Source organism: Dokdonia sp. MED134 (assembly GCF_000152925.2).
Lineage (GTDB): Bacteria > Bacteroidota > Bacteroidia > Flavobacteriales > Flavobacteriaceae > Dokdonia.
In genome coordinates this window covers 2083471-2107937 of the sequence record NZ_CP009301.1, presented here as the reverse complement: position 1 = coordinate 2107937, position 24467 = coordinate 2083471, and the positions used below count along the sequence as shown (strand labels likewise).

Annotated in this window: 21 protein-coding genes; 5 read left to right on the top strand and 16 right to left on the bottom strand. The window is 36.7% G+C overall.

Going from position 1 to position 24467, the window contains the following annotated elements:
- Positions 1-34: 34 nt before the first annotated feature.
- The 3 genes from MED134_RS09230 to MED134_RS09220 all read right to left on the bottom strand — a co-directional run bounded on the left by MED134_RS09230 (position 35) and on the right by MED134_RS09220 (position 4160).
- Positions 35-1720, bottom strand: coding sequence for a DUF6909 family protein (locus tag MED134_RS09230; protein ID WP_038598172.1), 1686 nt, complete (start codon positions 1718-1720; stop codon positions 35-37).
- A gap of 80 nt (positions 1721-1800) precedes the next feature.
- Complete coding sequence (locus MED134_RS09225) at positions 1801-3294, bottom strand: GH3 auxin-responsive promoter family protein (RefSeq protein ID WP_038598170.1); 1494 nt, start codon at positions 3292-3294, stop codon at positions 1801-1803.
- On the bottom strand, positions 3294-4160 hold the full coding sequence (locus MED134_RS09220) for a M23 family metallopeptidase (RefSeq protein ID WP_038598168.1): 867 nt from the start codon (positions 4158-4160) through the stop codon (positions 3294-3296). Before MED134_RS09220 ends, MED134_RS09225 begins: the two co-directional genes overlap by 1 nt.
- Positions 4161-4328: 168 nt before the next feature.
- Here MED134_RS09220 and tatA point away from each other — a divergent pair, with 168 nt between their 5' ends.
- Positions 4329-4517, top strand: coding sequence for a twin-arginine translocase TatA/TatE family subunit (gene tatA / locus MED134_RS09215; protein WP_035326230.1), 189 nt, complete (start codon positions 4329-4331; stop codon positions 4515-4517).
- Positions 4518-4614: 97 nt separating this feature from the next.
- On the opposite strand, the gene MED134_RS09210 is transcribed toward tatA, so the two are convergent.
- The 4 genes from MED134_RS09210 to MED134_RS09195 form a co-directional block, all read right to left on the bottom strand.
- On the bottom strand, positions 4615-5586 hold the full coding sequence (locus MED134_RS09210) for a DUF4837 family protein (protein WP_038598166.1): 972 nt from the start codon (positions 5584-5586) through the stop codon (positions 4615-4617).
- 15 nt (positions 5587-5601) lie between these two features.
- The gene (locus tag MED134_RS09205) at positions 5602-6069 is read right to left on the bottom strand and encodes a hypothetical protein (RefSeq protein WP_038598164.1); all 468 of its coding nucleotides are present in this window, start codon (positions 6067-6069) and stop codon (positions 5602-5604) included.
- 6 nt (positions 6070-6075) lie between these two features.
- Positions 6076-7689 carry a lytic transglycosylase domain-containing protein gene (locus MED134_RS09200; protein WP_148305651.1) on the bottom strand — a complete coding sequence of 538 codons (1614 nt, stop codon included), beginning with the start codon at positions 7687-7689 and terminating at the stop codon, positions 6076-6078.
- Between the two features lie 205 nt (positions 7690-7894).
- A complete protein-coding gene (locus MED134_RS09195) occupies positions 7895-9082 on the bottom strand; it encodes a phosphoglycerate kinase (RefSeq protein WP_038598160.1) in 1188 nt (395 codons plus the stop codon).
- 74 nt (positions 9083-9156) lie between these two features.
- Here MED134_RS09195 and MED134_RS09190 point away from each other — a divergent pair, with 74 nt between their 5' ends.
- Complete coding sequence (locus MED134_RS09190; protein ID WP_038601113.1) at positions 9157-10308, top strand: ATP-binding protein; 1152 nt, start codon at positions 9157-9159, stop codon at positions 10306-10308.
- 643 nt (positions 10309-10951) lie between these two features.
- Here the strand turns inward: MED134_RS09190 and MED134_RS09185 are convergent.
- The 5 genes from MED134_RS09185 to MED134_RS09165 form a co-directional block, all read right to left on the bottom strand.
- Positions 10952-11467, bottom strand: a complete 516-nt coding sequence (locus MED134_RS09185; protein WP_038598158.1) for an OmpH family outer membrane protein — start codon at positions 11465-11467, stop codon at positions 10952-10954.
- Between the two features lie 306 nt (positions 11468-11773).
- Positions 11774-12607 carry a class I SAM-dependent methyltransferase gene (locus tag MED134_RS09180; protein WP_038598156.1) on the bottom strand — a complete coding sequence of 278 codons (834 nt, stop codon included), beginning with the start codon at positions 12605-12607 and terminating at the stop codon, positions 11774-11776.
- 37 nt (positions 12608-12644) lie between these two features.
- Positions 12645-14522 carry a tRNA uridine-5-carboxymethylaminomethyl(34) synthesis enzyme MnmG gene (mnmG, locus tag MED134_RS09175; protein WP_038598154.1) on the bottom strand — a complete coding sequence of 626 codons (1878 nt, stop codon included), beginning with the start codon at positions 14520-14522 and terminating at the stop codon, positions 12645-12647.
- A 177-nt stretch (positions 14523-14699) separates the two neighbouring features.
- Positions 14700-15107 (bottom strand): rRNA maturation RNase YbeY, encoded by a 408-nt coding sequence (gene ybeY, locus MED134_RS09170; protein WP_038598152.1) that lies wholly within the window; start codon positions 15105-15107, stop codon positions 14700-14702.
- Positions 15094-18615 (bottom strand): hypothetical protein, encoded by a 3522-nt coding sequence (locus tag MED134_RS09165; RefSeq protein WP_084811654.1) that lies wholly within the window; start codon positions 18613-18615, stop codon positions 15094-15096. Before MED134_RS09165 ends, ybeY begins: the two co-directional genes overlap by 14 nt.
- Before the next feature lie 155 nt (positions 18616-18770).
- On the opposite strand from MED134_RS09165, the gene MED134_RS09160 reads away from it, so the two are divergent.
- Both MED134_RS09160 and gltX read left to right on the top strand, forming a co-directional pair.
- Entirely contained in the window at positions 18771-19820 is a 1050-nt protein-coding gene (locus MED134_RS09160; protein WP_038598150.1) for an alkane 1-monooxygenase, read from the top strand.
- Between the two features lie 119 nt (positions 19821-19939).
- Positions 19940-21457, top strand: a complete 1518-nt coding sequence (gene gltX / locus MED134_RS09155; RefSeq protein ID WP_038598148.1) for a glutamate--tRNA ligase — start codon at positions 19940-19942, stop codon at positions 21455-21457.
- Positions 21458-21512: 55 nt separating this feature from the next.
- Here gltX and MED134_RS14745 read toward each other — a convergent pair whose 3' ends face one another.
- Complete coding sequence (locus MED134_RS14745) at positions 21513-22187, bottom strand: hypothetical protein (protein ID WP_052084188.1); 675 nt, start codon at positions 22185-22187, stop codon at positions 21513-21515.
- Between the two features lie 168 nt (positions 22188-22355).
- Between MED134_RS14745 and MED134_RS09145 the strand changes: the two genes are divergently transcribed.
- Positions 22356-23315, top strand: coding sequence for an SPFH domain-containing protein (locus tag MED134_RS09145; protein WP_035326207.1), 960 nt, complete (start codon positions 22356-22358; stop codon positions 23313-23315).
- Between the two features lie 66 nt (positions 23316-23381).
- Here MED134_RS09145 and MED134_RS09140 read toward each other — a convergent pair whose 3' ends face one another.
- Genes MED134_RS09140 through MED134_RS09130 form a run of 3 tightly spaced genes read right to left on the bottom strand, consistent with a single transcriptional unit; the run spans position 23382 to position 24444 of the window.
- Entirely contained in the window at positions 23382-23642 is a 261-nt protein-coding gene (locus MED134_RS09140) for a DUF6327 family protein (RefSeq protein ID WP_038598146.1), read from the bottom strand.
- On the bottom strand, positions 23629-24048 hold the full coding sequence (locus tag MED134_RS09135) for a phage holin family protein (protein WP_052084186.1): 420 nt from the start codon (positions 24046-24048) through the stop codon (positions 23629-23631). Before MED134_RS09135 ends, MED134_RS09140 begins: the two co-directional genes overlap by 14 nt.
- Before the next feature lie 21 nt (positions 24049-24069).
- Positions 24070-24444, bottom strand: a complete 375-nt coding sequence (locus MED134_RS09130) for a YtxH domain-containing protein (RefSeq protein ID WP_038598144.1) — start codon at positions 24442-24444, stop codon at positions 24070-24072.
- Between the last annotated feature and the right edge of the window lie 23 nt (positions 24445-24467).

Genomic DNA, 24467 nt, shown 5'->3' with positions numbered 1-24467 from the left:
GTCCAAAATACAGTTTATAATTTAGACTCTTAAATTACTTGAATAATTGATCCAGTATTTTTTCTGTGATGAGGTATGTAGGCTTTACACCTGTGGTACCTAATCCTCCAGAAGCTAGTGTACTACCTGTTTCTAGGGGATTATCACTAGCATAATATGCATAACGCACTTTTACTGTTTCCTTTATACTCTTACGCAACTTTGCTGCGGCTTGTATCGCTTTTTGATAATGAGCACCTTCCATCTCTAGTCCAATAACGCTCCACGTACTGTCGTGAAAGAATTTAAGGATATCCCTGTTTTGTAGTGATGTACCTAGTACAGAAACCATTGCTCCTTCAAAAACGAGAAGTCCGTTATCTTCAAAGTCTTCTTTAGACAATTCATTATCAAAAGGATAATTATCTGCAGTTCCCTCAAAAAGGTGTGCGCTAGGTATCATAAGATCTCCCTTGCCACCTTCAAGAATACCCGCTTTACCCATTATTGATATAGAGTCTACATCTAGATATATCTTCTCCTCACCATCTTGATATGGTTTGAGTAGCTCCTCCATAGTTTCGTAAGCTTGCTCTCCAAAGGCATAGTCCATCACAATAATTACTGGATGTTCTTCATCTTTCATCTCCTTCTTACAGAAATCATTTTCTGCCACAGGAAGCTTACACATATCAAAAATCTGAACGTTGATATTCGTTCCGCTTTCATCCGGAAGGTATATCATTCCGTTTTGTAACGCTACTTTTTGCACTTTATTACGTAACGCACCGTTGCCACTATTACTAAGCATCTCATAAATGTCAAGTTTAGACTTCTTACGAAGCTCAGACTTAAGAGCAAGTGGAGCATACAGTGTATTCATTACAGAGTGCATATTTGCACTTATAATGTGTAACGGTCTATGTATTAAACCGTGTTGCTTTAAGGTAGCCTTAATATCATTTGCCCATACCTCACCGTGTATGTGATGACCTAGTCGCTCACGCAACACTGGGCTAAATGTAACCGTACGCTTGTTTTCTTTTAAAACCTCTGCAATAGCCAGTTTACCTAGCCAGTAGATGATTTGTAAAAAGCGTTTGTTATTTGTTCTTGTATTAAACTCTGGAGCAATACTACTTACCTCTGCAAATGTTCTTCCTAAAATGTTTGCTGTGTGGGTCATAGCGATTTCCCAACCCTTCTGGTCGAGATCATCATTATCTAAAACAGCTTTTTCTAACTTCTCCCAGTCACGTATAACCGCTCCCTCATCATTAATGAGTACGCGCTTCATTATTTTGTGAGATTCTATAAAAAGAAAAGTAATGTGGGTAAGGATATCATATATCTCAGAACGACCACGAGTAATCTCGATGTTCATCTGTTCTTCATCTATGCGATAGCAATTACGGCGGCGCTTAGCCGGTACAATAGGTTCAAAGTGGCTATTTTTATACCCCTCGTCGCTAGTAAGATTAATAAATCTACACTCCTCTATTCCCTCTGGAAGTCTATCTATTACATAAAGAAGTCCATCTAGCTCGACTTTTTCTTCTGCTATAGTACCGTAAATTTCTGGTCTTAAGATTAATAGTGCTTCACGTAATGTTTCTCCAGAAACACCCATTGGTTTGTAGAACCCTCTATTAAAGAGGTGACGCATTGTGATATACATCCTTTCGATGGCGCTGCTACTCTCTTGTGCTCTTGTACGCCCTTGTTTTTTTAATATACTCATATTAAAGGTCAAAGGTAATGATTAGTATTTACATCTCACCCCTTGCAAGGCATAGACTATCTAGCCTCGGTACAAGCAAGTTACTGCTTTACTGCAAGAAGGTCTGCTATTTTTCTATCATTTGAGAGTCTTGGGATCTTGTTTTGTCCCCCCAGTTTTCCCTGTGATTTCATATACTCATTAAAGCCGTCTTTTGCCACTCTCGTTATTTTAAGAGGTTGTAGTACTTTACCCTCTATAAGATCAAAGTAGTAAGAATTTTGAGCTTGTAGTGAGGTGTCTAGCGCTTTCGCGAAAGCGTTTAAATCTCCCGTCCCCTCATTTTCAAATTCTATCATCCACTCGTGATAAGGCAGTCCAGATTGTGGTGCTACTTGTGGTGCTACGGTAAACTCGGTCACCTTGATATCTGTACCTGCAGATGCCTCAAGCATAGCCTGCTCTACTTCTTTACCTATCACGTGCTCCCCAAATGCCGAAATAAAGTGCTTAATACGTCCAGAAACCATCACTCGGTAGGGTTTAAGACTGGTAAATATTACTGTATCGCCTATGTTATAAGCCCACAGGCCAGCAGTGGTAGATATAATCATTACATAGTTTACATCTAGCTGTACATCTTTGAGGGTGATTCTTGTAGGGTTTTCGTTAAAAAACTCATCTGCTTTTATAAACTCATAAAAGATTCCGTTATCTAGCTGCAGGAGCATTCCTTTCTCAGTCTGTGAGTCTTGAAAAGCAAAAAATCCTTCACTTGCAGGGTACAGCTCAATACTATCTACACTTCTCCCTATAAGGTCTTCTAGCTTGCGACGGTATGGCTCATAATTTACCCCACCATACACAAAGAGTTGATAGTTTTTAAAGAGCTCTCCCACAGTTTTACCACTCTTCTGGATAAGACGCTCATAATACATCTGTACCCACGGCGGAATCCCTCCTATAAGGGTCATATCTTGATCTATAGTCTCCTCTACAATCTTATCTACCTTATGCTCCCAGTCTTCTATACAGTTAGTCTCTAGGCTGGGAAGTCTATTTTTCTGAAGATAGTTAGGCACATAGTGAGCTACTATACCAGATAGACGCCCTAACTTGATGCCGTTTTTTTCGGTCATTATGGGGCTTCCTTGTAAAAAAATCATTTTACCATCTACAAAGCTAGTATTACCTGTCTCTGCGATATATGATAATATGGCATTACGCGCACTGTTAGGATGCGTCTTCATACTATCTTTTGTGAGAGGTATGTACTTTACTCCAGAAGTGGTACCAGATGTTTTTGCAAAGTACAAGGGCTTACCAGGCCATAAAACATCTGCCTCGCCAGCAACCATCTTATCTACATAAGGTTTAAGCGCTTCATAATCTCTTATGGGTACGTGTTTTACAAAATCTTGATGGGTTTTTATTTTATCAAAATGGTGATCGTTACCAAAGTTTGTATACTGCGCAGCATCTATGAGCTTCTCAAAAACCTTTTGTTGAGTTTCTATAGGGTGATCTGCCCACTTCTTAATTTTACCTGTGATGTAAGAGGCAAAAATCTTTGCGCCAAAAGACTTTAATGACATTAGTTAAAATCAATAAAATTAACTGGGTTAATGGGGTATCCATTACTCCATAATTCAAAATGTAAATGTGGTCCTGTTGTGAGTTCTCCTGTATTACCTACGGTTGCCACAACTTCACCCGCTTGTACAAGATCACCTTGCTCCTTGTTAAGAGAGGCATTGTGTTTATAAACGGTAATCAAGTTTTTAGGGTGCTCAATAATAAGTACGTGACCCGTCTCTGCTGTCCACTCTGCAAAAATCACCGTACCATCTGCCGCTGCTTTTACAGGGGCATCTTTTTCTGTTACAATATCTATCGCATAATGCTTTAAGGCAGCATTATAAGTAGATGTAATGGTCCCTTGCACTGGCGGAAATAATGAGAAATCTGTATCCTCTACAGCCTTATCAAATACATTGTATTTATCTTCTTGCTCTACCGTTTGTCTAAGCAAGCTATCTTCCTTGCTAGGTAGCACATAAATATCTTCTTCATTAAAAACCGCATCTCGTATAGAATCTCTATCAAACTCTAGTGCCGCTACGTCACCACTTAATACTCTGCGTATGGATGAGTAGTATTGCTCGTTTACTCGTATCGCATTTTCTAGCGAGTCTGTCTTTGCGACTAGTAAGGTTGCATTACGTTTAAGTTTTGTGCTTGAGTAACCCGGGATATACTCTCTAAGTGGTGTAAACGCAATGAGTAATGTGGTTAAGGCTATAAGCACTATAGCAGACACACCTACCAATATAAACACGTTAAGCCGTGTGAGTTTAAAAGAAATACGCTCCTCAAAAGTATCTTCATTAAGTATCACTAAGCGGTACTTATGCAGTAGCTTTTTTGCGATTTTCTTCTTTTTTGTTTTCTTTTCTGCCATCTGATTTACAAATATACTTTTTTAGATGTGATATAGTGTAGACCTATTATTACGCTTACGCGAAAATTACCATCGTACACCACAAAGCTCCTTATTCTGTCCTTTTTATGACTTTAACGCTCATATGTTTGTTTTCTTACTATCTTTGTTTTTCTAAAACAGAAGATGATGAACACATTAAGTATACTTTTAGGAATGGTAGGCCCTTGGCAAATAGGACTTATTGTATTAGTGGTTTTACTACTTTTTGGAGGTAAAAAAATCCCTGAAATGATGCGCGGCTTAGGAGGCGGTATTAAAGAATTTAAGAAGGCATCAAAAGATGAAGATGACGATCTTATTGAAGAGAAAAAATAAAATCTAGTTTTATACTATATAAAAAACCGCATAGCTCATTGAGCTATGCGGTTTTTTGTGTGTATCACTTTTCTTTCGCGAAAGCGTGATTAAAAACCTACTTCAACTTAGCCGTTTTTAATATACTCTCTAGCTCAAACATATTGTCTCGCTGGTCTTGAGAAGGTGAAAATATAAAACCTTCTAGTATGAGGTATCTCCCGTTTTCTTCATCACGTATTGCATAATTTACAAAGGGTCCAGCCATATAACGACCATCTACCTCCCAGGTTCCTTTAGTTTCATACGTAAACTTACCGTCTATTTCTGTCTCTTGTAAATAAGGTGAGAAGGCTCTCTCTGTTATAAAACGGCCATCATCTACAGGTATTTTTTTACCACCTATAGAGTCACGCATACGTATGATATTTTTTATGGTAAGTGTATCCTTATCTATGGCTTGAAGTGGTACTTCGTATACTGTTATATTCATATTACCGCTACGTTTTAAATCCTTACGTATCCAGAAGATATCTGGTTTTTGCTCTGCATAACGATATGCATTTGGAAAATTGAATCGTACACCAAAGGTCTTGCGCAAAGAGTCTGTGTTCTTGAGTGCTTTTTTAATACGGCGCTGGTTTGCTACCAGTTCTTGATTTTTAAGCGCTGTTACAATCTTCTCTTCATTATCTATGATAAGGTTTGCAATTTGTGTCTCGCTTTTACCTGTAATAATAATACCTGTTTGTGGGCGCGCATACTTATCATTAACAATAGTTACAGTCGCACTGTCTGCCGGTTTAATCTGTACAAAGATTCTATTCTTAAGTAAAAAGTCACCAAAAGCTTCTGGCGGTATCTGGTCTATAGAGAACTTAGGTTCTTCTCTAGGCAATCCATATACCGGATCTGCAAGAACGTCTCTTAGCGCGTCTCCTATAGTGCCCTGCCATTGATCTTTAGTAAGTACTACTTTTACGTTATTTATGTTACCTACAGACTCTGTTAAGATTCTCTTACCGTCTCCATTAGAACAAGAAAATAGAATAGTCGCTGTGACTAAGCTTAAAAATACTTTTTTAATCATTTTATTTAATTTTTTCTAACACCCTGACATTACTAAGATGCTGGTACTGTTTTTATATCTATAAATTTCGAAAAATGCGCCTGGTACATTAGACAGTGGCCTGTATTCTGACTGATCAAAATTCCAGCCGTTGTGTCCTTTATGCTCTGTAAAAATAGCATTAAGCGACTCAACCCATTTTACTATTGATGTTCTATCTGGATTTGTAACAGTAAGGACCTCACCACTGGCAAGGTATGCATCTGCACAGTTGCGCTTCTCATAGCTCAAACCGTTTTCAAATGTTTGTGTAAAACCACAATCTACCACACCGTCTGACGGAATGGGTTCTTTATCAGAAATAGGTTTATAGTGTTGTAATAGATACTCGTATACCGGGTCTTTTTTTGAAGTGTTCTCTACATCTACAGGCTCAAGTATAGTCTCTTGAGCGATGCTCACACTCACAAAACAAAAACATAAGATGTATAGAATAGCTTTCATAATCAATTATTTAGACACTCGAAGTTTCATTCCGGGTTTGAGTCTAGAGCTACTAATATCGTTCCAAACTTTGATATTCTCAACACTTACTCCCGGAAATTTATTTGCAATCTTCCAGAGGGAATCTCCATTTTGAACGGTATAGGTCTTTTTCCCTTTAAGAGAGACACTTTTCTTCTTGCTCGCAACAGCATTATTAGTCACTGGTTTTCTAGGGTATATTGTGAGTCGCTGCCCTATTTTAAGCGCGTTAGATCGCAGGTTGTTCCACTTTTTGATCTGGCTTACGCGCACACCATATTTATTTGCAATTTTACCTAGGTAATCACCACTACGCACGCGGTATCTTACTTGCGAGCTCGCCGCTAGTACCTCTGGTAAAGGTTTTTCTCTTTTGTCTAATTCCGCTTTCGCGAAAGCGTAAATAGCAGCCTCATTTTGTACAAACTTCCCTACGCTCTCTATAGGCAGTCTCACATAATACTTCTTGTTTTCTATCACAGGAATAATGTCCAACTTGTACTGCGGGTTTAAGAACTGTACAATCTCAAGAGGTACGCCCACAATGCTAGATACTTGGTCTAGTGCAATAGTTTGTTTCACGTGTATCGTGTCTGTCGCAAAGTAATTTACGGGTGCCTTTTCTGGAGTGTAGCCGTGCTCATCTGCATATTCAAAAAGGTACATTGTTGCTAGAAATGCTGGTACGTACCCTGCGGTTTCTCTAGGTAAATTCTGGCGTATATTCCAGTAATTTTTATAACCTCCAGAGCGTCTTATGGCTTTAGAAACATTACCAGGGCCAGAATTGTAAGATGCCAGGGCAAGGTCCCAGTCGCCGTGTATATTATATAGTTGCGATAAGTAGGCACAAGCCGCCTCTGTAGCTGCTATAGGATCCATACGGTCATCTACATAACTGTTTACTTCTAGGTCAAACATTTTACCAGTTGCAAACATAAATTGCCAGAGTCCTGTTGCTCCAACTCTAGATTTTGCTCTAGGTCTTAATGCACTCTCTACAATGGCGAGATATTTCATCTCAAGAGGAATGTCATATCTGTCTAGTCGTTCTTCAAACATAGGGAAGTAAAACTGGCTCACAGCCATTAACTTCTCCATAGTAGGTTTATGACGTTTTAAATAACGGTTTATCACGCTCTCTAGTGAGGGATTATACTCGACGTTAAAGGGTGTGCGCGCATTTATAGCTGCGAGTCGCTTTTTTAAGGTATCTGTGGGTAACTCAAGCCTTACTTCTGGTAGGTAGGTCTGGCTGTTTCTTATAGCATTTATAGAGTCATAAAGATCCATTCTGGCAAGTTCTTGACGCCAGCGCATATCTATGAGTGCTGCCTGTGGCTCATCTTCTAGCCTAAATGTTATTGAATCTTTTACTTGAGTAGCAATAACTGTTTGAGGTAGATCTTGTGATATCACATTTGTCTTCACCTCATTTACAATAGTGATTGTATCCGGTTGCAATATTTGAGTTTTTACTTGCTCACTAGCAGGTTGCTTAAGCTTGTATGCCTCGTATGATAGTGTGTCTTGTGCTTGCAGCGATAGTGTAACTAGCACTAGGGAATAGAACAAGAAAAGGTTATTTTTTATGTGCATTTGGGTCATAGTCAAGAAACGAAAGATACGAGAAAATCGTATGGTTTTAAAAATTAGGAAAGACCTTAACGATTTAAGGTAATATATTACCAGAACAGCATTTATTTATTCAATAATTCACTTGTATTTTTTATGGCTATCACGCATTATAGGTCATTAAAAAAGCCACCGCTTAGGGTGGCTTTCAAAAATTTATGTGTTGTCATTATGCTTTAATCGCTGCTATACCTGGTAGTGTTTTACCTTCTAGCATTTCTAGCATTGCTCCTCCTCCAGTAGAGACATAACTTACTTTTGAATCAAAACCAAATTGCTTTACAGCAGCAACACTGTCACCACCACCTACAAGTGAGAATGCTCCGTTTTGAGTAGACTCTGCAATACTATGGCCTAATGCAATAGTACCTCCTGCAAAAGTTTCCATCTCAAAAACGCCTAGAGGTCCGTTCCAAAGTATAGTTTTTGCTCTTTTTACAACAGCATCAAAATTTTCGCGAGAAGCGGGTCCCGCATCTAATCCTTGCCATCCATCTTCTATAGCTGTGATGTCACTCACTTTTGTATTTGCATCGTTTGCAAAATCATCTGCAGCAATAACATCTACAGGTATATGTATCTGTACACCTTTTTCTTTTGCTTGCTTAAGTATATCAAGCGCAAGATCCATTTTATCATCCTCACAAATAGAGTTTCCTATCTGGCCACCCTGTGCCTTAATAAACGTAAATGCCATACCACCACCTATAATCATCTCATCTACTTTATCAAGTATGTTTTCGATTACAGTAATTTTTGAAGACACCTTAGATCCTCCTAGTATAGCAAGTACTGGCTTCTCGCTATTGTTAAGCACGCGATCAAGACTCTCTATCTCTTTTGCTAGTAAATATCCATAACACTTAGCATCTGGAAAAAATTGAGCAACTACTGTTGTAGATGCGTGTGCACGGTGTGCTGTACCAAAGGCGTCATTTACATAAACATCTCCTAGAGTGCTTAATTGCTTTGCAAACTCTTCATCACCTGCAGTTTCCTCACTGTGATAGCGTAGATTTTCTAATAGTAAAATCTTACCCATCTCAAGGTCTTGAGCTGCCTGCGTTACTTTATCACCCACACAATTATCTACAAAGTTTACCTCTACCCCTATAATCTCAGAAACAGTACTACATATTTGAGATAGCGAGAACTCCTCTTCTTCATTTTTAGGACGTCCCAAGTGCGACATTAAAATAGCCGAACCGCCATCCTCAAGAATTTTTAAAATAGTAGGTTTTGCAGCCTCTATTCTGGTAGTATCTGTGATATTACCTTCCTCATCAAGAGGAACATTAAAATCTACACGTATAAGTGCTTTCTTATTCTCAAAATTAAAGTCGTCTACTGTGATCATATCCGTTGGTTTTACTAGCAAATATAATGGATACAGAGGATAATAAATGCGGTGATTCCTTTATATTTGGCGCTATGCTGTTCTCAAACGTTATAGGGCAAGATTTTATTAAAAATCACCTCACTACAAGTGTAGATGCAGGTCGTATTGCTCACGCTCAACTATTTGTAGGCCTTGCTGGCACAGGTGTCTTACCTATGGCCATTGCTTATGCTCAATATATTTTATGTAATAACGCTCAAGGCGAAAACAACTCTGGCGCGGCAGATTGCAATCTAAAATTTGAAAATTTATCTCATCCAGATTTACATTTTGCCTTTCCAGTTGCTACTACGCCAGAAGTAAAAAGCCATCCCGTATCTAGTCATTTTATTAAACAGTGGCGCTCTTTTATAAAAGAGAACCCGTACGGAGACCTTTTTGAATGGCACCAGCACCTAGGTATTGAAAAAAAGCAAGGTCAAATAGGTGTAAATGAAGCTGCAGATATTAATAAGTCCCTTGCGCTTAAAGCTTATGAAGGTGGATATAAAGTAATGATCATTTGGTCTGTAGATAAAATGAACACCGCTGCCTCAAATAAATTACTCAAGCTTCTTGAAGAGCCACCTGCACAAACCCTATTTATCCTCATTGCCGAAAATGAAGACAGTATCATAGACACTATAAAGTCACGATGTCAAGTTCTCACGTTTCCGAAACTAAGTGAACCTCAAATTGCACAGGCACTAATTACAAAACACAATACACCAGAAGCCGAAGCAAATAAAATTGCACATCAAGCACAAGGTGATTATCAACAAGCATTGCACCTTTTACATCACGATGGAGATGATATACAATTTGAAAAATGGTTTGTTACTTGGGTACGCACAGCCTTCGAGGCTAAGGGTAAAAAAGAAGCCGTTTTAGGCCTTATTTCTTGGAGCGAGGAGATAGCAAAATCTGGTCGTGAGACACAGAAAAATTTCCTTGAATATTGTGTCCAGTTTTTCCGTCAGGCTCTGCTTAAAAACTACAAGGCAAATGACCTTGTTTTTATGGAACCAGAGACGGGATTTGATCTTTCTAAGTTTGCTCCATTTGTGCATAATAACAATATACTTCCCATAGTAGAAGCCATACAAGACGCCGAATATCACATAGAGCGCAACGGTAATGCAAAGATTATCCTTACAGATCTCTCTATTAAACTCACTAGATTACTACATCGCAAGAGTCAATAAATCAATTTATTACATATTTTTAGATGAGACTAAAATAATATTTAGTCAAAATTATTTAGGAAATCTATTCGCCTTCGGAAGATTACTCACCACAATATTTAAAAAAGCATAGCCTGGTTTTACTCTACTACGTCAGTTCAACCAAATTGAACATAGCATAACAACATTCCCAAGCTAAAAATATGACTAGCCCTCAGATATATTTACACACAAAACACACCCTCATTACAGATCAATATTGTTAGTTAAAAGTAGATTATATTACAGTGATAATGCTTCATAAAATAACGAGTATTATACACTATAATTATGATTTCATATAGGTTACAAAACAATCAATAATTTAAGATAAATCATAGCTTACATTGAGGTCTAAATTCAATTAAACACCTCAAAAATTACCTTATAATATTTCTGAAAAAAACCCTAATAAATTAATATCTGAAGCCTACTTCTTTATATTTTACAAGTAAAATATTATGTAATAATATCAACTCTCTAATGCCAAAATCTTAAAGAGAAATATAGTTTACTCACGCAGCATTTTTGGCTGAGACCATTGCGATAATCTATTATTAACAAGTTTAACGCATAAAAAAAGCGGTGATTTCTCACCGCTTTAAGCATTTTAAATAAACTTTATTTACTCCTTCGTGGTGTAATTGTCATTCATTTCTTTAAGAATAGTCTTTGTAAGATCTAATTCTTCTTTCCCAAAAAGAACACTTCCAGCATCATTAGACCCATAAATGTATGAGTATCCATTTGCCTTACCGTAATCCTTAACTTTAGTTTTAACCTTAGTAATAAGAGAGTCTATTACCTCTTGGCTCTCTACTTGTAGCTTTCCTATTCTTGCCTGGCGTTCTTGTTGTAACTGTTGTGCTTCGGCTCCAAGCTCATTATACTTTTCTTCTTGTTTTTTACGAGACATAGAAGGTCCGTTTTTTCTAAAAAGATCTTCTTTAATTTGGTAAGCTTTGATCTTAAGTTCAAGATCTGCCATAATCTCGTCGTTTTCTTTTGTAAAACGCTCTTTTGCTTCTTTAAGCTCTGCATATTCTGTAAGTAGCTCTTCAGTATCTACAAAACCAGTCTTCTCTGTTTGACACGCAACAGCCATCATTGCTGCAACTAGTAATACTCCTATTTTTTTCATTGTGTGTTTTTAATTAATTGCGGCGAAAATACTGAGAATCCATAACATTCTAACATTTTAAAATCTACAAGTTGTATAGATGCATAAATTTTCAAATCCTACTATTTTATTTCACGTGGAACATTGCACGCTAAAAACTTGTTAAAAACGAGATGATAATAAAAAACAATCAACAAAATAATTATCAATAAGAAATCCCTATTAAAAAACACCTCTTAAAAGGTGTCTTAGGTTAGTTTTTACAATAATTACATACACAGACAAGACTAAACCTACAAAACGCCCTTAAAACGGCTTATTTTAATTTTAAGCGTGTTTTAAGACATAAATTTGAGAAGAGTAACCTCCATTTGCTTTTGCCTTCTTGTTTGAGCGTAGACCAGTTGTAAGAGCCTTAAAATAATTCATCTTACCAGAACTATATTTTTCAGAAAGTAGGCTCACGTAAAAAGCATCAAACTTCATAGGTAAAACTTCTACCAGTTTTAAATCACTTAGTTCAAATAACATATTTATAGATTGCTCAGAAAAATGATATAGGTGACGAGGCACATCATATGCAGCCCAAAATTCTTCATAATGAAATGCATCGTAAGATTCAAAATTTGGGACAGCTATAAACACGGTTCCATTTTTAGTGAGATGTGTTTTAAGCCAATCTATTTGTCCTTGTAGATCATAAACGTGTTCTAAAACGTGCCACATTGTAATCACATCAAATTGCTCCTCCCCTACTTCTTCAATAGTAGATTTTAAATTGAGTCCTTTTTTTTGAGCTAGTGATTTGGCTTTTATGCTAGGTTCAATTCCAGAAGTATTCCAGTTATGTCTAGACAGATGTTCTAAAAAATCTCCAGTTCCAGCACCGATATCTAAAACACGACCCAAAGATGGGTGATATTTTTTGAGGAGTTTACGCTTTCGCGAAAGCGTAATTCCCTTTACCGTTTGATAAGCAATTTCAAATAAAGAACGTTTGCCATCTGTATGAGATATATAGTCATCACTTTCATAATATGAAGGTAAGCTCCCTAAAGTAGGTTTTGGCATCGTGTAATACATATGTAATTTCTCGTCATATGTAAGCACAAATTCTTCACCTGTTACAGAATGATCTTTAACTTTAAACTCCTTATTCATTAAAATTGTTTCACGTGGAACGAAAAGAAAACTTAAATTACCTTCCCATATAAACTAACATCACACTTATATCTGAAGGAGACACTCCACTCACGCGTGATGCTTGAGAAATTGTAGTAGGTCTAATTTTAGATAACTTTTCTCTAGCTTCAAATGATAGTGATTTAAGCTTTGAGTAATCAAAATTATCTGGAATTTTGATATTCTCTAGACGTTGAAGTTTATCTGCATTTGCTTTTTCTTTTGCAATATAACCAGCATACTTTACTTTAATTTCTGCTTGTTCTAACACATCACGCTCCAGACTATACTCATCAATATATGCTGCAACCTTTTTAAACTGCTTCATATCCTCTAGATGTATTTGAGGTCTTGAGAAGACCTTAAACATCTTATCAGATTGTCGCATAGGAGAAGATCCTCGTTCTTCTAATATATTATTTACCTCCTCTGGGAGTATACTTGTATCCTCAAAAAACTTAACTAAATTATCCGACTGCTCGCGCTTTTTTTCCATAGTCACAAGACGCTCCTCAGATGCTAGACCTACTTTATGTGATCTTGGAGTGAGACGCTCGTCTGCATTATCTTGTCGTAACAAGGTTCTATACTCTGCACGAGAAGTAAACATTCTATATGGCTCTTCTGTACCTTTTGTAATAAGATCATCTATAAGAACACCTATATAAGCCTCGTCACGTTGTAAAGTAAAAGGCTCTTGATCGTGTACTTTCAAGTGAGCATTCATACCCGCTATAAGACCTTGAGAGGCGGCTTCTTCATATCCCGTTGTTCCGTTAATTTGACCAGCAAAGTATAGTCCGCTTACAAGCTTCGTTTCTAAGGTATGCTTAAGCTGTGTAGGAGGAAAATAATCATACTCTATTGCGTAACCAGGGCGGAAAAATTTTACGTTTTCAAAACCAGCTACACTACGCAAGGCTTTAAATTGTACATCTTCTGGAAGAGATGTTGAAAATCCATTTACATAAATCTCACAAGTATCCCAACCTTCTGGCTCAACAAATAACTGATGTCTATCCTTATCTGCAAAGCGGTTAATTTTATCTTCAATAGACGGACAATACCTTGGCCCGAGAGATTTGATTCTACCATTAAACATAGGAGAACGATCAAAACCTTCACGTAATAAATCGTGTACCTCTGGCGAAGTATAACTCATATGACAAGGACGCTGATTAGTAAGCGGACTTGTCTCTTTACTATAACTAAACTTCTCTGGAACGTCATCTCCTGGTTGGATAATCATTTTAGAAAAATCTAATGATCTGCCATCTACACGAGGAGGTGTTCCTGTCTTCATTCTACCAGAATCAAAACCAAAATCCAGTAGTTGCTCTGTGATACCAGTAGCTGCTCTTTCACCAGCTCTACCTCCTCCAAATTGTTTCTCACCTATATGGATAAGTCCATTTAAAAAAGTACCATTTGTGAGCACTACAGATCTACCTCTTACTTTAATACCTAAAGAAGTGGTTACACCTACAACCTTGTTATTTTCTACTAGAAGTCCGCTCACCATCTCTTGATAAAAATCAAGATTAGGTGTTCCTTCTAGACGCAATCTCCACTCCTCTGCAAATCGCATACGATCACTTTGCACTCGTGGTGACCACATAGCAGGACCTTTTGATTTGTTGAGCATCTTAAATTGTATTGCTGTCTTGTCAGACACAATACCACTATATCCTCCTAATGCATCAATCTCTCTTACAATCTGCCCTTTTGCAATACCACCCATAGCTGGATTACAACTCATCTGGGCGATGGTTTGTAGATTCATTGTTACAAGAAGCGTAGAACTTCCCATATTTGCAGCAGCGGCAGCGGCTTCACAACCTGCGTGACCCGCACCAACTACAATTACATCATATGTATCTTGAAATAAACTCATTGTTTCACGTGGAACATTAAACGTGTCCTTTATTGAACACTTTGTATTACGCTTTCGCGAAAGCGTGATTACCCTAACAGAAAATCGTGCAAAGATAAATAGTTTTAATCACTTAAAGAGTTAAGGTTATAAGAAGCCAAAACTATTGAAAACAAGTAATTGTAAGAAAATTACTACTTAACGCAATGCTAAATAAGTATTCTCCTTACTACGCATAAGCTTTGCCTCCTCTATACTCTTATCTTTATAACCGCAATAGTGAAGTATACCGTGTACCATAACACGGCTTAATTCGTCTCTAAATGAGCAATTAAAATCTTGAGCATTCTCCTCTACTCGCTCTACAGAGATATACATATCGCCACTTACTACATTGCCCTGAGTATAGTCAAAACTGATGATGTCTGTAAATGTATCGTGGTCAAGAAAGTCTACATTAATTTTATGTAAATAAGCGTCATCACAAAAGATGTAATTAAGCTCACCGACAATCTTCTTTTCTGCACTAATAACTACTTCTAACCAAGAAATGATTTGTTCTGGATTAACTAACTCAAAATTATTTGTACTATTAAATTCTATCATCGCTCTTCTGAAAATAATCTTGCACCTTACGCTTATATTCTTCTTTAAGAGGAAGTGCGTTACGGTTAAGAATTTCTGTTGTATTAAAATATTTTTTTGCTTTTTCTAAAGCACTATTTACGGGATTTGAAAAACTCTTAAGATTTGTATTTGCCTCACGTTTTTCTTCTTGACCTTGCTGAAAAGTGGCTTCCTTGAGCTTCAATAATTCGTGCTTAAGTTTAGTCATATTCTGCATAGTCTCATTACTAAATCCTTTGTCTAATAATTGCTCCTCAACTTTCTGCATATCCTTTACAAGTTTTTTTGCGTCATCACCTAGACCTTCACGCTCAATTGCATCTTGTAACTGCTGTCGTAATTTAGACTGTTCCTTGTAAATTTCATAAAGCAATCCTTGCTCATACTCATCCCCACTATTTTCACCTTCGCCATTACCAGAACCTTCTCCTTCTTTATCTCCATTACTTGATTCTTTACTGCCTCCTTTACCACCTTTTCCTTCACCCTCTTTTCCGCCCTCTCCATTAGATCCAGGTTGCTCTCCTCCTTTTCCTTCACCTTCTTCACCGCCTGGTTTATCTCCACCTGCCTTTTCTCCGTCTTCACCATCCTCACCATCTTTACCGTCTCCAGGTTTGTTTCCTTGACCCATTTTCTTATTGAGCTCTTCCTGACTTTGTATGATGTCTGGCAATTGCTCACCGCCACCACCGCCAGAACCTACCCCTACACCTTTTCCTTTTCCAGAACCTTTACCCGACATCATAGCATTTTGCATATCATCAAGAGACTGGCTAAGAAGGTCTGCAAGTTCATTTGCTCCAGTAATAACATATTGCTGGCTGCTTACTCCCTGTATAATTTGATTTTCTGCAAGACGCTCTAACGCCTTATTCATATTATAATCTATATCTACCAGTGACTCGTTTATTATTTCATCAAGCTTAGGTTGACGTAATGATAATGCATAAAGACTATCATCTATATGCTCAAAATTCTGTTTTAAAACATTCTGGCGTCTTAGCTTTTTAGCATAGTTAGGATTTTTATCATCCATACTTCTAAAGTTCATCATCACGACTTCTTCTTCAAAACTAAAAACTAATAAATTATCAAGTATCTGCCTAAGCATCTCTGCATCCTCTTCTAATGCTTCCTCACCAGACATTTGCATTTGTGACTGCATAGACTGGCTCATTTGTTTCATTTTATCTGCTGCCTTTTTTTGTTTTTTCTGTGCTGCAGATGTGTCTTGAGGCTGCCCACTTTGTTGTTGTTGCTGTTCTTGATTTTCTAATTCTTGTGAAGCCCCTTGTTGCTCTTCTTTAATCTCTTCTTGCTTTTGCTCATCCCCCGGAATATCCATTGGCTTTTTAAGTTCTTGATTTTCTTTTTCAAGATCCTTAAGCGCTTCTTCTAGATTTTTAAATTCTTCATTAAGTTGTTGCTGTTGCTCACTGGTATTTTCTGCTCCTTCCTTTTTACTTAATGCCTCTTGTTTTTCTGCAAGCTTTTGTAAATCATTTGCAATTTGCTCGGCCTTTTTTTGAACGTAATATCTCTTTGTAAGTTCAACCATTTGCTCAAGGTTGCGCTTATTATTTTTATTCTGTTTTTCTAATTCCTCTAGCTTTTCTGAGAGCTCTTCTTTTGGCATTTTTTCTCGCAGTTCTTGTAACTCTTTAAGAAGTTTTTCATTTTCCTTCGCCTTTTTTTCTTGACGTTCGAGGCGTTCCTTTAACCTCTCTTTGTCCTCATCTGTTTGTTCTTCTTCCTTTTGAAACTCATCCAGATTTTCTTTAAGTTGTTTAGAAAAGTCTTTCATCATTTCTTCTTGCTGCTGTTGTCGCTTTAAGAAATTGTCCAGCTTTTTTTGATCATTAAAGGTAAGTTCCTTGTTCTCCTTTTGTGTACGAGAGATTTCTTTGAGCTCCTCCTCTCGTTCCTTCATCTTTTGTAAAGACTTGTCTAGATTACTAATTGATTTTTGTTGTTGCTCTAGTTGTTTGTTTTTGAGTTCATCCTCTGTGAGTTTTGTGTAGCTAAAAATTGTACTCTTTGTGCTCTTGTAATTATGAACAGCATCATTATCAAAAACCTCAAAATAATATTCATAATTCGTACCCTCCTGCAAATCAAGATTATCAGGAAAGGCATAAACAAATTGATCCACATTACCGTTTGATATAGCAATAGTCTTATATTGCTTTACTTCAGTTTCAGACGGGTAATACACGATTTGCAACTTAGTTAATCCATAGTCATCACTTACTTTACCGTAAAAATAGTTTTGTTGTTCGTTTACCGTATCTCTTTTTGCCTCTAGTAATAGTTGAGGGTATTGATCTTTTATAACTTGCAAGTTATAGGCAAGGCTTTCATAATCTTTTAATCTTGCATTGCTCGTACTTACCTCGTAGCTCGTGTTATTATAAATACGCTTAGAGGTGCTGTAAGATGTGCTGTTGTTTTTATTTTCGCTTAAAGCGAAAGAAATAATCGTATCCTTAAGCACAAGATCTACATTATCAGTTTGTCTTGTACGTAACTCCCAGCTCACGTTTGAGCCTTCTGGAATAATTGCGTTTCCAGTATTTTTAATACGTTCTGTGCGCTTATTAGTGTGATTAGGATAATCTATAACCATCTCAAAATCAAGTAGTACCGGAACTCTAAGTATCTCAAGATCATAAGGTTGAGAAACCACCTTATTACCTTGAAGGCTAAAGGTCACATCTTCTGTAGGTTGCTCAAAAACATAACTATATTCTCCTGGAGCCGTTTGTTGTAAAAAATAAACCTCATCGTTAAAGCGTATACTTGCCTCCTCTGGAATTACATCTCCTACGGTACGTACTCTAAGTTCAAAATCTTTATTCTCTATCGCTTGTAAATCTTCATTAACCACATAAAAAGAAAAAGGAGCTGGTGGCTCATAAGCCTCATTATAGTTTACAACACGCTCATAGCTAGAAGAAAATACCTTTTCCTTACCTGCATAGTTTACGATAAGAAATACCACAATCGGGATGGCAGCATACTTTAAGTACTTACTATTTTTTTTTAAATCTATGGCTAGCTTAAAAGGTACCGGCTCTAGCTCTTCACTTTTTTGTGCTATGCTCGCCAGCATAAGTTCTGAGTCTCCAGCATCTTTGTGTAACTGTAATGTGTTTATAAGTTTGTCACTTACCTCTGGAAAATAATTACCTATTATGCTCGCAGCATCTTTGTAGTTAATTCCTTTTGAGAGTTTAAAAAGTCTAGATAGTGGTAGTAAAATGAATTTGGCGAGAAGTGCTATTTCTACAAGAATAAAAACCCAAAATAGAACGGTACGACCTGGAGGACTGAGCCAAAAGAAATATTCAATTAAGAGGGTGAGTAAAAAATATAAGACCCCAAAAGCAAAAAACAAAATCACGCCTTTAAGCAACTCATTTGTGTAATACTTCTTAATAAAACCTTCTAACTTCCTCTCTATCTTTTCAAACCTGTGCATCATTATAGGTATTCTCTTTATAGCAACCTCTAAAGTACTATTTTATTATGTTTTAAGAATGTTCTATTTTGTCTACAATAATCTTGCCTATCAACACTTTATGCAAGATTATTGCTTTGTCCTTTCTAACAATATATTAAACACAGCACTTTTACCCTATGAAAGATCTCAAATATCTTACTGCCTACTCTACTCCACTATGTGCTTTTATAGGTCTTACTTATCAAGGTATCTGGGTGTGGTTAACCCCGATTTATGCCTTTGTACTTGTACCTATCATTGAATCAATTTTACCTGTAAATGAGGTTAATATAGACTCTCAAGAAAAGGAAGATAAGAAATCATTACACTGGACAGATTTCTTATTGTATCTAAACATTGTGATTGTGTACGGTATATTATTACTTACATTAACCACAGTAACTACTCAAGAAACTAGCCTTGCAGAGCTTGTAGGTCTCATATTTTCTGCCGGTATTGTAATAGGCTCTAATGGAATAAATGTAGCTCACGAGCTGGGTCATCGTAAAAGTAAAATAGAGCGAACTCTAGGTAAACTCCTCCTACTGCCAGCACTCTATATGCACTTTTATATAGAGCATAACTATGGCCACCATCTTAAAGCTGCTACTCCAGAAGATCCGGCCACAGCAAAGTATAATCAATCGCTTTATTCTTTTTGGGTATCTTCTATTTACAAGCAGTATACAAACTCCTGGAGGATACAAATGGACCTATTAAAAAGAGCAAATAACTCTTTTTTATCTTTTAAAAATGATATGCTCTGGTATCACATTTTTCAAGCTAGTTATCTGTTTGTTGCCTATTGGTTTTTTGGCTCTTTAGGTCTTATGGTTGTAATTTTTGCAGCAATCGCAGGCTTTTTACTCCTTGAGACTATTAATTACATAGAACATTATGGGTTGAGACGTAAAAAACTTCCTAGTGGCCGTTATGAACGTGTAAGAGAAGTACACTCGTGGAATAGTAACCACGTTTTTGGACGTATAATGCTTTATGAGCTTACCCGTCACAGTGATCACCACTATCGTGCAAATAAGAAATATCAATTACTAGATTATCACGACATAAGCCCACAATTACCATATGGATATCCTACCAGTATGGTGCTATCGCTATTACCACCCTTATGGTTTAAGATTATGAACAAGCGAGTCCCAGCAGATCAGAGACCACAGGTTAATTAAATATAGTTCTACAAAATGTAATTACTAGGGTTACGCTTTCGCGAAAGCGTAAAAACTTTAAACCCCAAATCTCAAAATTTTACTCTTCTTAAAAGTATCTTTGCACAAAATCTAAGACTATGTCTCAAAATGTTAGAGTGCGATTTGCACCTTCACCTACTGGGCCATTGCACATCGGTGGTGTGCGCACGGCGCTTTTTAATTACTTATTTGCAAAGAAACACGGAGGTACTTTTATCTTACGTATAGAAGATACAGATCAAAATCGCTATGTAGCTGGTGCCGAAGATTACATACGTGAGAGTCTAGACTGGTGCGGTATCTCTTATGATGAGGGGCCTACTAAAGATGGTGGATATGGACCATATAGGCAAAGCGAGCGCAAGGATATGTATCATACCTATGCACAGAAGCTTATAGATTCTGGTAATGCTTACTATGCTTTTGACACGGCAGAGAGCCTAGATGCTCACCGAAAAGATCACAAGGCAAACGGTAAAACTTTTATATATAACTGGCATAACCGTCTTAAACTAGATAACTCACTAGTACTCTCTCAAGAAGAAACTAAACAACGCATCGCAGCTGGTGATAACTATGTGATACGTTTTAAATCTCCTCAAGATGAAGTTTTAAAACTTCAAGATGAGATACGTGGTGATATGGAGATAGATACAAACATACTAGATGATAAGATTTTATTTAAGTCTGATGGTATGCCTACTTATCACCTAGCAAATATTGTAGATGACCACCTTATGGAAATCTCTCACGTAATACGAGGTGAGGAGTGGTTACCATCTCTTGCTTTACACGTATTGCTATACAGAGCATTAGGGTGGACAGCTCCAAAATTTGCACACTTACCGCTTATCCTTAAACCAGTGGGTAAAGGAAAGTTAAGTAAGCGTGATGGAGATAAACTAGGTTTTCCAGTATTTCCGCTACAATGGGAAGATCCTAAGAGTAATGAAATCTCTTCTGGTTACAGAGAAGATGGATACTTTGCAGAGGCTGTAGTAAATATGCTTGCCTTTTTAGGATGGAATCCAGGTACAGAGCAAGAAATCTTTAGTCTTGAAGAGCTTATTGCTGCCTTTGACTTAAAACGTGTTAATAAAGGCGGTGCCAAATTTGATCCAGAAAAAACAAAATGGTTCCAGCAGCAGTATATGCAAGAAACGCCTGTAGCAACTATTGCAACAGCTTTCTCTACATTGTTAACTGAGAAAGGTGTTGAGACTACAGAAGGATATACTACACAGGTTATAACACTTATAAAAGAGCGTGCTGTATTTGTAGAAGATCTTTGGACCTTAGGTAGCTACTTCTTTACAGCTCCTACTGCCTTTGATGAAAAAGCGTCAAAAAAAGCCTGGAAAGAAGGTACTAACGCTATTATGGAAGAAGTAAAAATCATACTTAATGGTGTAGATAACTTTACAACTATAGAGGCACAAACAGCTCTTAAAGCTTGGATAGTAGATAGTGAACTAGGATTTGGTAAAGTAATGCAACCTTTTAGGCTTTCGCTAGTGGGAGCTATGCAGGGACCAGATGTTTTTGATATTGCAACTACTATAGGTAAAGAAGAAACACTGCGACGTATAGATTATGCTATCGCTACGCTAGGATAATTATTATTTGATATTCTAAAAAAGAGGGAGTTTATAGCTTCCTCTTTTTTATGCTTTAAAGATAAAGAACAATACCTCCAGCTAGTAAAGATGGAGATCCTTTAAAATTATTTGCATTAGGATCTACATCTAATAGATCTCGGTCGTTAAGATTATTAAACATATTTGTAAATCCATATTGATATTGTATAATAAATCTCACGTGCTCAAAACCAGCGGTGATACCTATGATACCAAAACCATTTATACGTGATATTTCTTCAATATCTTCTGCTCTTAATGCTGTATAGCCTTCTACAATATTATCTCTCTGGCCCGTCTGTCTTAAATTCATTTTACCATTAACAAGTAAGGCAGGACCAAAATCTATTGCAAGATGTTTTTCTATAAGATTGTAACTAAATAATAGATTAAGCTGTGCTCCTATTACTGTATATCGAGTTTCTTCTAGACGTGACTCTCCTAGTGGACGACTTTGTAAATTTATATTAGCACTTAAAAAATCAATCCCATAAACGATTCCAAAATCGTTGTATAATCTACCCCTCGTGGTAAGACCACCTAGAAAACCAGTTTCCCCTTTTAGATTAAAGTTTTGGGTATCTATATCTAGTACTGAGAGTTTTGCCTGTAGCCCTAATCTATTATAGTTACCTGGACTATAATAAGACTGTGCTGTTACGGTAAGCATACCTATAGCAAAGAATATTAAAAAAACTATGTATCTCATATATTGAGGTTCAGACTAGAACGACTTTGATTAATCAGTTTGTAATATAGAGCAAGTTTATTTCGTTTCAGAAACTTTTAGCTTAAGTGTTACTTTTTCTCGATAATAGCTACTTATCTTTATGAGAATCTTTGTAAAAGGTTCAATAAACCATCAAAAACAATAATTATGAGTCAAGTTATTCTTCCTGTACTAATAGTTTTTACACTATTTGTGTTAATCTCTGCTTTCTTTATGGTAAAACAACAAACCGCTGCTGTAGTCGAGCGTTTTGGGAAATTTGTAGGGGTACGTAATTCTGGATTACAATTTAAAATACCACTAATAGATAAAATTGCGGGGCGCATCAACCTAAAAATTCAACAACTAGATGTTGTGGTAGAAACAAAAACAAAAGATGACGTTTTTGTAAGACTTAAAATCTCTGTACAGTTTCAAGTAGTTAAGGATCAAGTATATGATGCTTTTTACAAACTAGAAAACCCAGGAGATCAAATTACTTCATACGTTTTTGACGTAGTACGTGCAGAGGTACCTAAAATGAAACTAGATGACGTTTTTGAGCGTAAAGATGATATTGCCATTGCAGTAAAGCGTGAGCTTAATGAAGCAATGTCTAACTACGGTTTTGACATCATTAAAACACTTGTAACAGACATTGATCCAGATTTACAGGTAAAGGCAGCTATGAACAGAATTAATGCAGCAGAACGCGAGAAAGTGGCTGCAGAGTTTGAAGCAGAAGCAGATCGTATCAAGATTGTAGCAAAAGCACGTGCAGAAGCAGAGTCTAAGCGTTTACAAGGACAAGGTATTGCAGACCAGCGTAGAGAGATTGCTCGTGGTCTTGAGGAGTCTGTAGATGTATTAAATAATGTGGGGATAAATTCTCAAGAAGCATCTGCTCTTATTGTTGTAACACAACACTATGATACTTTACAATCTATGGGTGAGCAAACTAACTCAAACCTTATACTTATGCCTAACTCACCACAAGCGGGTAGCAATATGCTTAATGATATGATTACCTCATTTGTAGCTTCAAATCAAATAGGAGAGCAAATGAAAAAAGAAAATGAAGCAAAAGGAATCATAAATAAGAAAAATAGAGATTCTCAAGAAGATTAAAATCATCTTTATAGTAAAAAAGCCCCAAGAAATCTTGGGGCTTTTTTTGTAAATAATAATGCGATACTACCCTTTATATTCTCCTTTTTTATCTACTTCCTTAACGCGCTTATAGCCAAAGATTGCACTAAGTAATTTTGCTACTACTGCCTTTTGTACCAGTGAGCCCAAAAGATTACCTAGAGAAGAAACTGGAGACAACCCTGAGCTCATTCCAGTCTTTGCGCCATTTACATTAAGTCTTACCTCCTCCTCACTTATTTGTCTCTTAAGTTTAAGGATTTTAAGATCGTGTTCTATCTGGTCAAAGTTATTATATACTCTCATCTATCTTATTTTTTATAGGCATAGAAGCTCCTGCAGAGGGCGTTTCCTTAAAAGAATCATCGCTAAAGGCCATTTTACTATACTTTGTAAGTAACATACGCTCAAGTGGTTTCCCTGCAAATAAGAATACTAATAAGAAAATGACAATATATATACCACCCACTATAAAGTATCCTTTACTAGCACTATCTAAAGCATCACCTATTACAATAGCAAGACCAATAGATAAGAATAGCAAAGCAAGAAGACCAAAAGTGGCTCTAAGCGCAAGATTTGCAGCACTTACTAAACCTCTCATTCCATTTTTAAACAGTGAGAGTTTATAGTACTCTGCAGTAACCTTAGCATACTGTTGCCCGTTATCTGTAAGTCCTTTTAGATTATTTGTTAACTTTTCAAAAGCCATATTTGATTGGTTTTTTAAGGCTTATGATAATGCTTTTTCTGTTTTTACCTTTGCCTTTTCTACAGTAGCATCTTTTTGCAACTTAGCATTTTGAAGTCTTAGTTCTGCAAGTTTAGATTCTAATGTTGCAATTACATCATCTGCTTTGTGACTTGCTGTAGAGATTGTGCTATTAAGTTTTTCTTCAAAAGATAATTTTGCCTGTTGTGCATTATCTGTAAGTGACTCTCTAGTCTCTTTAAGTTGTTTTACCAGCTTTTCTTGTTCTTTCTTTGCCTTTTTAGAAAGGTCTTTTCTAGTCTTAGTTCCTTTTTCTGGAGCATAAAGAATTCCTGCTGCTGCGCCTATTGCACCACCTAGAACTAAAGCTAATAATGTATTACTTGACTTACTCATATCTCTATTATTTTTGATTAGTA

What these genes read in the sequence shown, in the direction of transcription:
- MED134_RS09160 (WP_038598150.1), top strand. Translation starts at nt 18,771, where the DNA reads ATGAAAGATCTCAAATATCTTACTGCCTACTCTACTCCACTATGTGCT.
- MED134_RS09190 (WP_038601113.1), top strand. Translation starts at nt 9,157, where the DNA reads ATGCTGTTCTCAAACGTTATAGGGCAAGATTTTATTAAAAATCACCTC.
- MED134_RS09195 (WP_038598160.1), bottom strand. Translation starts at nt 9,082, where the DNA reads ATGATCACAGTAGACGACTTTAATTTTGAGAATAAGAAAGCACTTATA.
- MED134_RS09205 (WP_038598164.1), bottom strand. Translation starts at nt 6,069, where the DNA reads ATGAAAGCTATTCTATACATCTTATGTTTTTGTTTTGTGAGTGTGAGC.
- MED134_RS09140 (WP_038598146.1), bottom strand. Translation starts at nt 23,642, where the DNA reads ATGAGAGTATATAATAACTTTGACCAGATAGAACACGATCTTAAAATC.
- MED134_RS09135 (WP_052084186.1), bottom strand. Translation starts at nt 24,048, where the DNA reads ATGGCTTTTGAAAAGTTAACAAATAATCTAAAAGGACTTACAGATAAC.
- MED134_RS09130 (WP_038598144.1), bottom strand. Translation starts at nt 24,444, where the DNA reads ATGAGTAAGTCAAGTAATACATTATTAGCTTTAGTTCTAGGTGGTGCA.
- MED134_RS09220 (WP_038598168.1), bottom strand. Translation starts at nt 4,160, where the DNA reads ATGGCAGAAAAGAAAACAAAAAAGAAGAAAATCGCAAAAAAGCTACTG.
- tatA (WP_035326230.1), top strand. Translation starts at nt 4,329, where the DNA reads ATGAACACATTAAGTATACTTTTAGGAATGGTAGGCCCTTGGCAAATA.
- MED134_RS09225 (WP_038598170.1), bottom strand. Translation starts at nt 3,294, where the DNA reads ATGTCATTAAAGTCTTTTGGCGCAAAGATTTTTGCCTCTTACATCACA.
- MED134_RS09230 (WP_038598172.1), bottom strand. Translation starts at nt 1,720, where the DNA reads ATGAGTATATTAAAAAAACAAGGGCGTACAAGAGCACAAGAGAGTAGC.
- gltX (WP_038598148.1), top strand. Translation starts at nt 19,940, where the DNA reads ATGTCTCAAAATGTTAGAGTGCGATTTGCACCTTCACCTACTGGGCCA.
- MED134_RS09145 (WP_035326207.1), top strand. Translation starts at nt 22,356, where the DNA reads ATGAGTCAAGTTATTCTTCCTGTACTAATAGTTTTTACACTATTTGTG.
- MED134_RS14745 (WP_052084188.1), bottom strand. Translation starts at nt 22,187, where the DNA reads ATGAGATACATAGTTTTTTTAATATTCTTTGCTATAGGTATGCTTACC.
- MED134_RS09180 (WP_038598156.1), bottom strand. Translation starts at nt 12,607, where the DNA reads ATGAATAAGGAGTTTAAAGTTAAAGATCATTCTGTAACAGGTGAAGAA.
- MED134_RS09165 (WP_084811654.1), bottom strand. Translation starts at nt 18,615, where the DNA reads ATGATGCACAGGTTTGAAAAGATAGAGAGGAAGTTAGAAGGTTTTATT.
- MED134_RS09185 (WP_038598158.1), bottom strand. Translation starts at nt 11,467, where the DNA reads ATGAAAAAAATAGGAGTATTACTAGTTGCAGCAATGATGGCTGTTGCG.
- mnmG (WP_038598154.1), bottom strand. Translation starts at nt 14,522, where the DNA reads ATGAGTTTATTTCAAGATACATATGATGTAATTGTAGTTGGTGCGGGT.
- ybeY (WP_038598152.1), bottom strand. Translation starts at nt 15,107, where the DNA reads ATGATAGAATTTAATAGTACAAATAATTTTGAGTTAGTTAATCCAGAA.
- MED134_RS09210 (WP_038598166.1), bottom strand. Translation starts at nt 5,586, where the DNA reads ATGATTAAAAAAGTATTTTTAAGCTTAGTCACAGCGACTATTCTATTT.
- MED134_RS09200 (WP_148305651.1), bottom strand. Translation starts at nt 7,689, where the DNA reads ATGCACATAAAAAATAACCTTTTCTTGTTCTATTCCCTAGTGCTAGTT.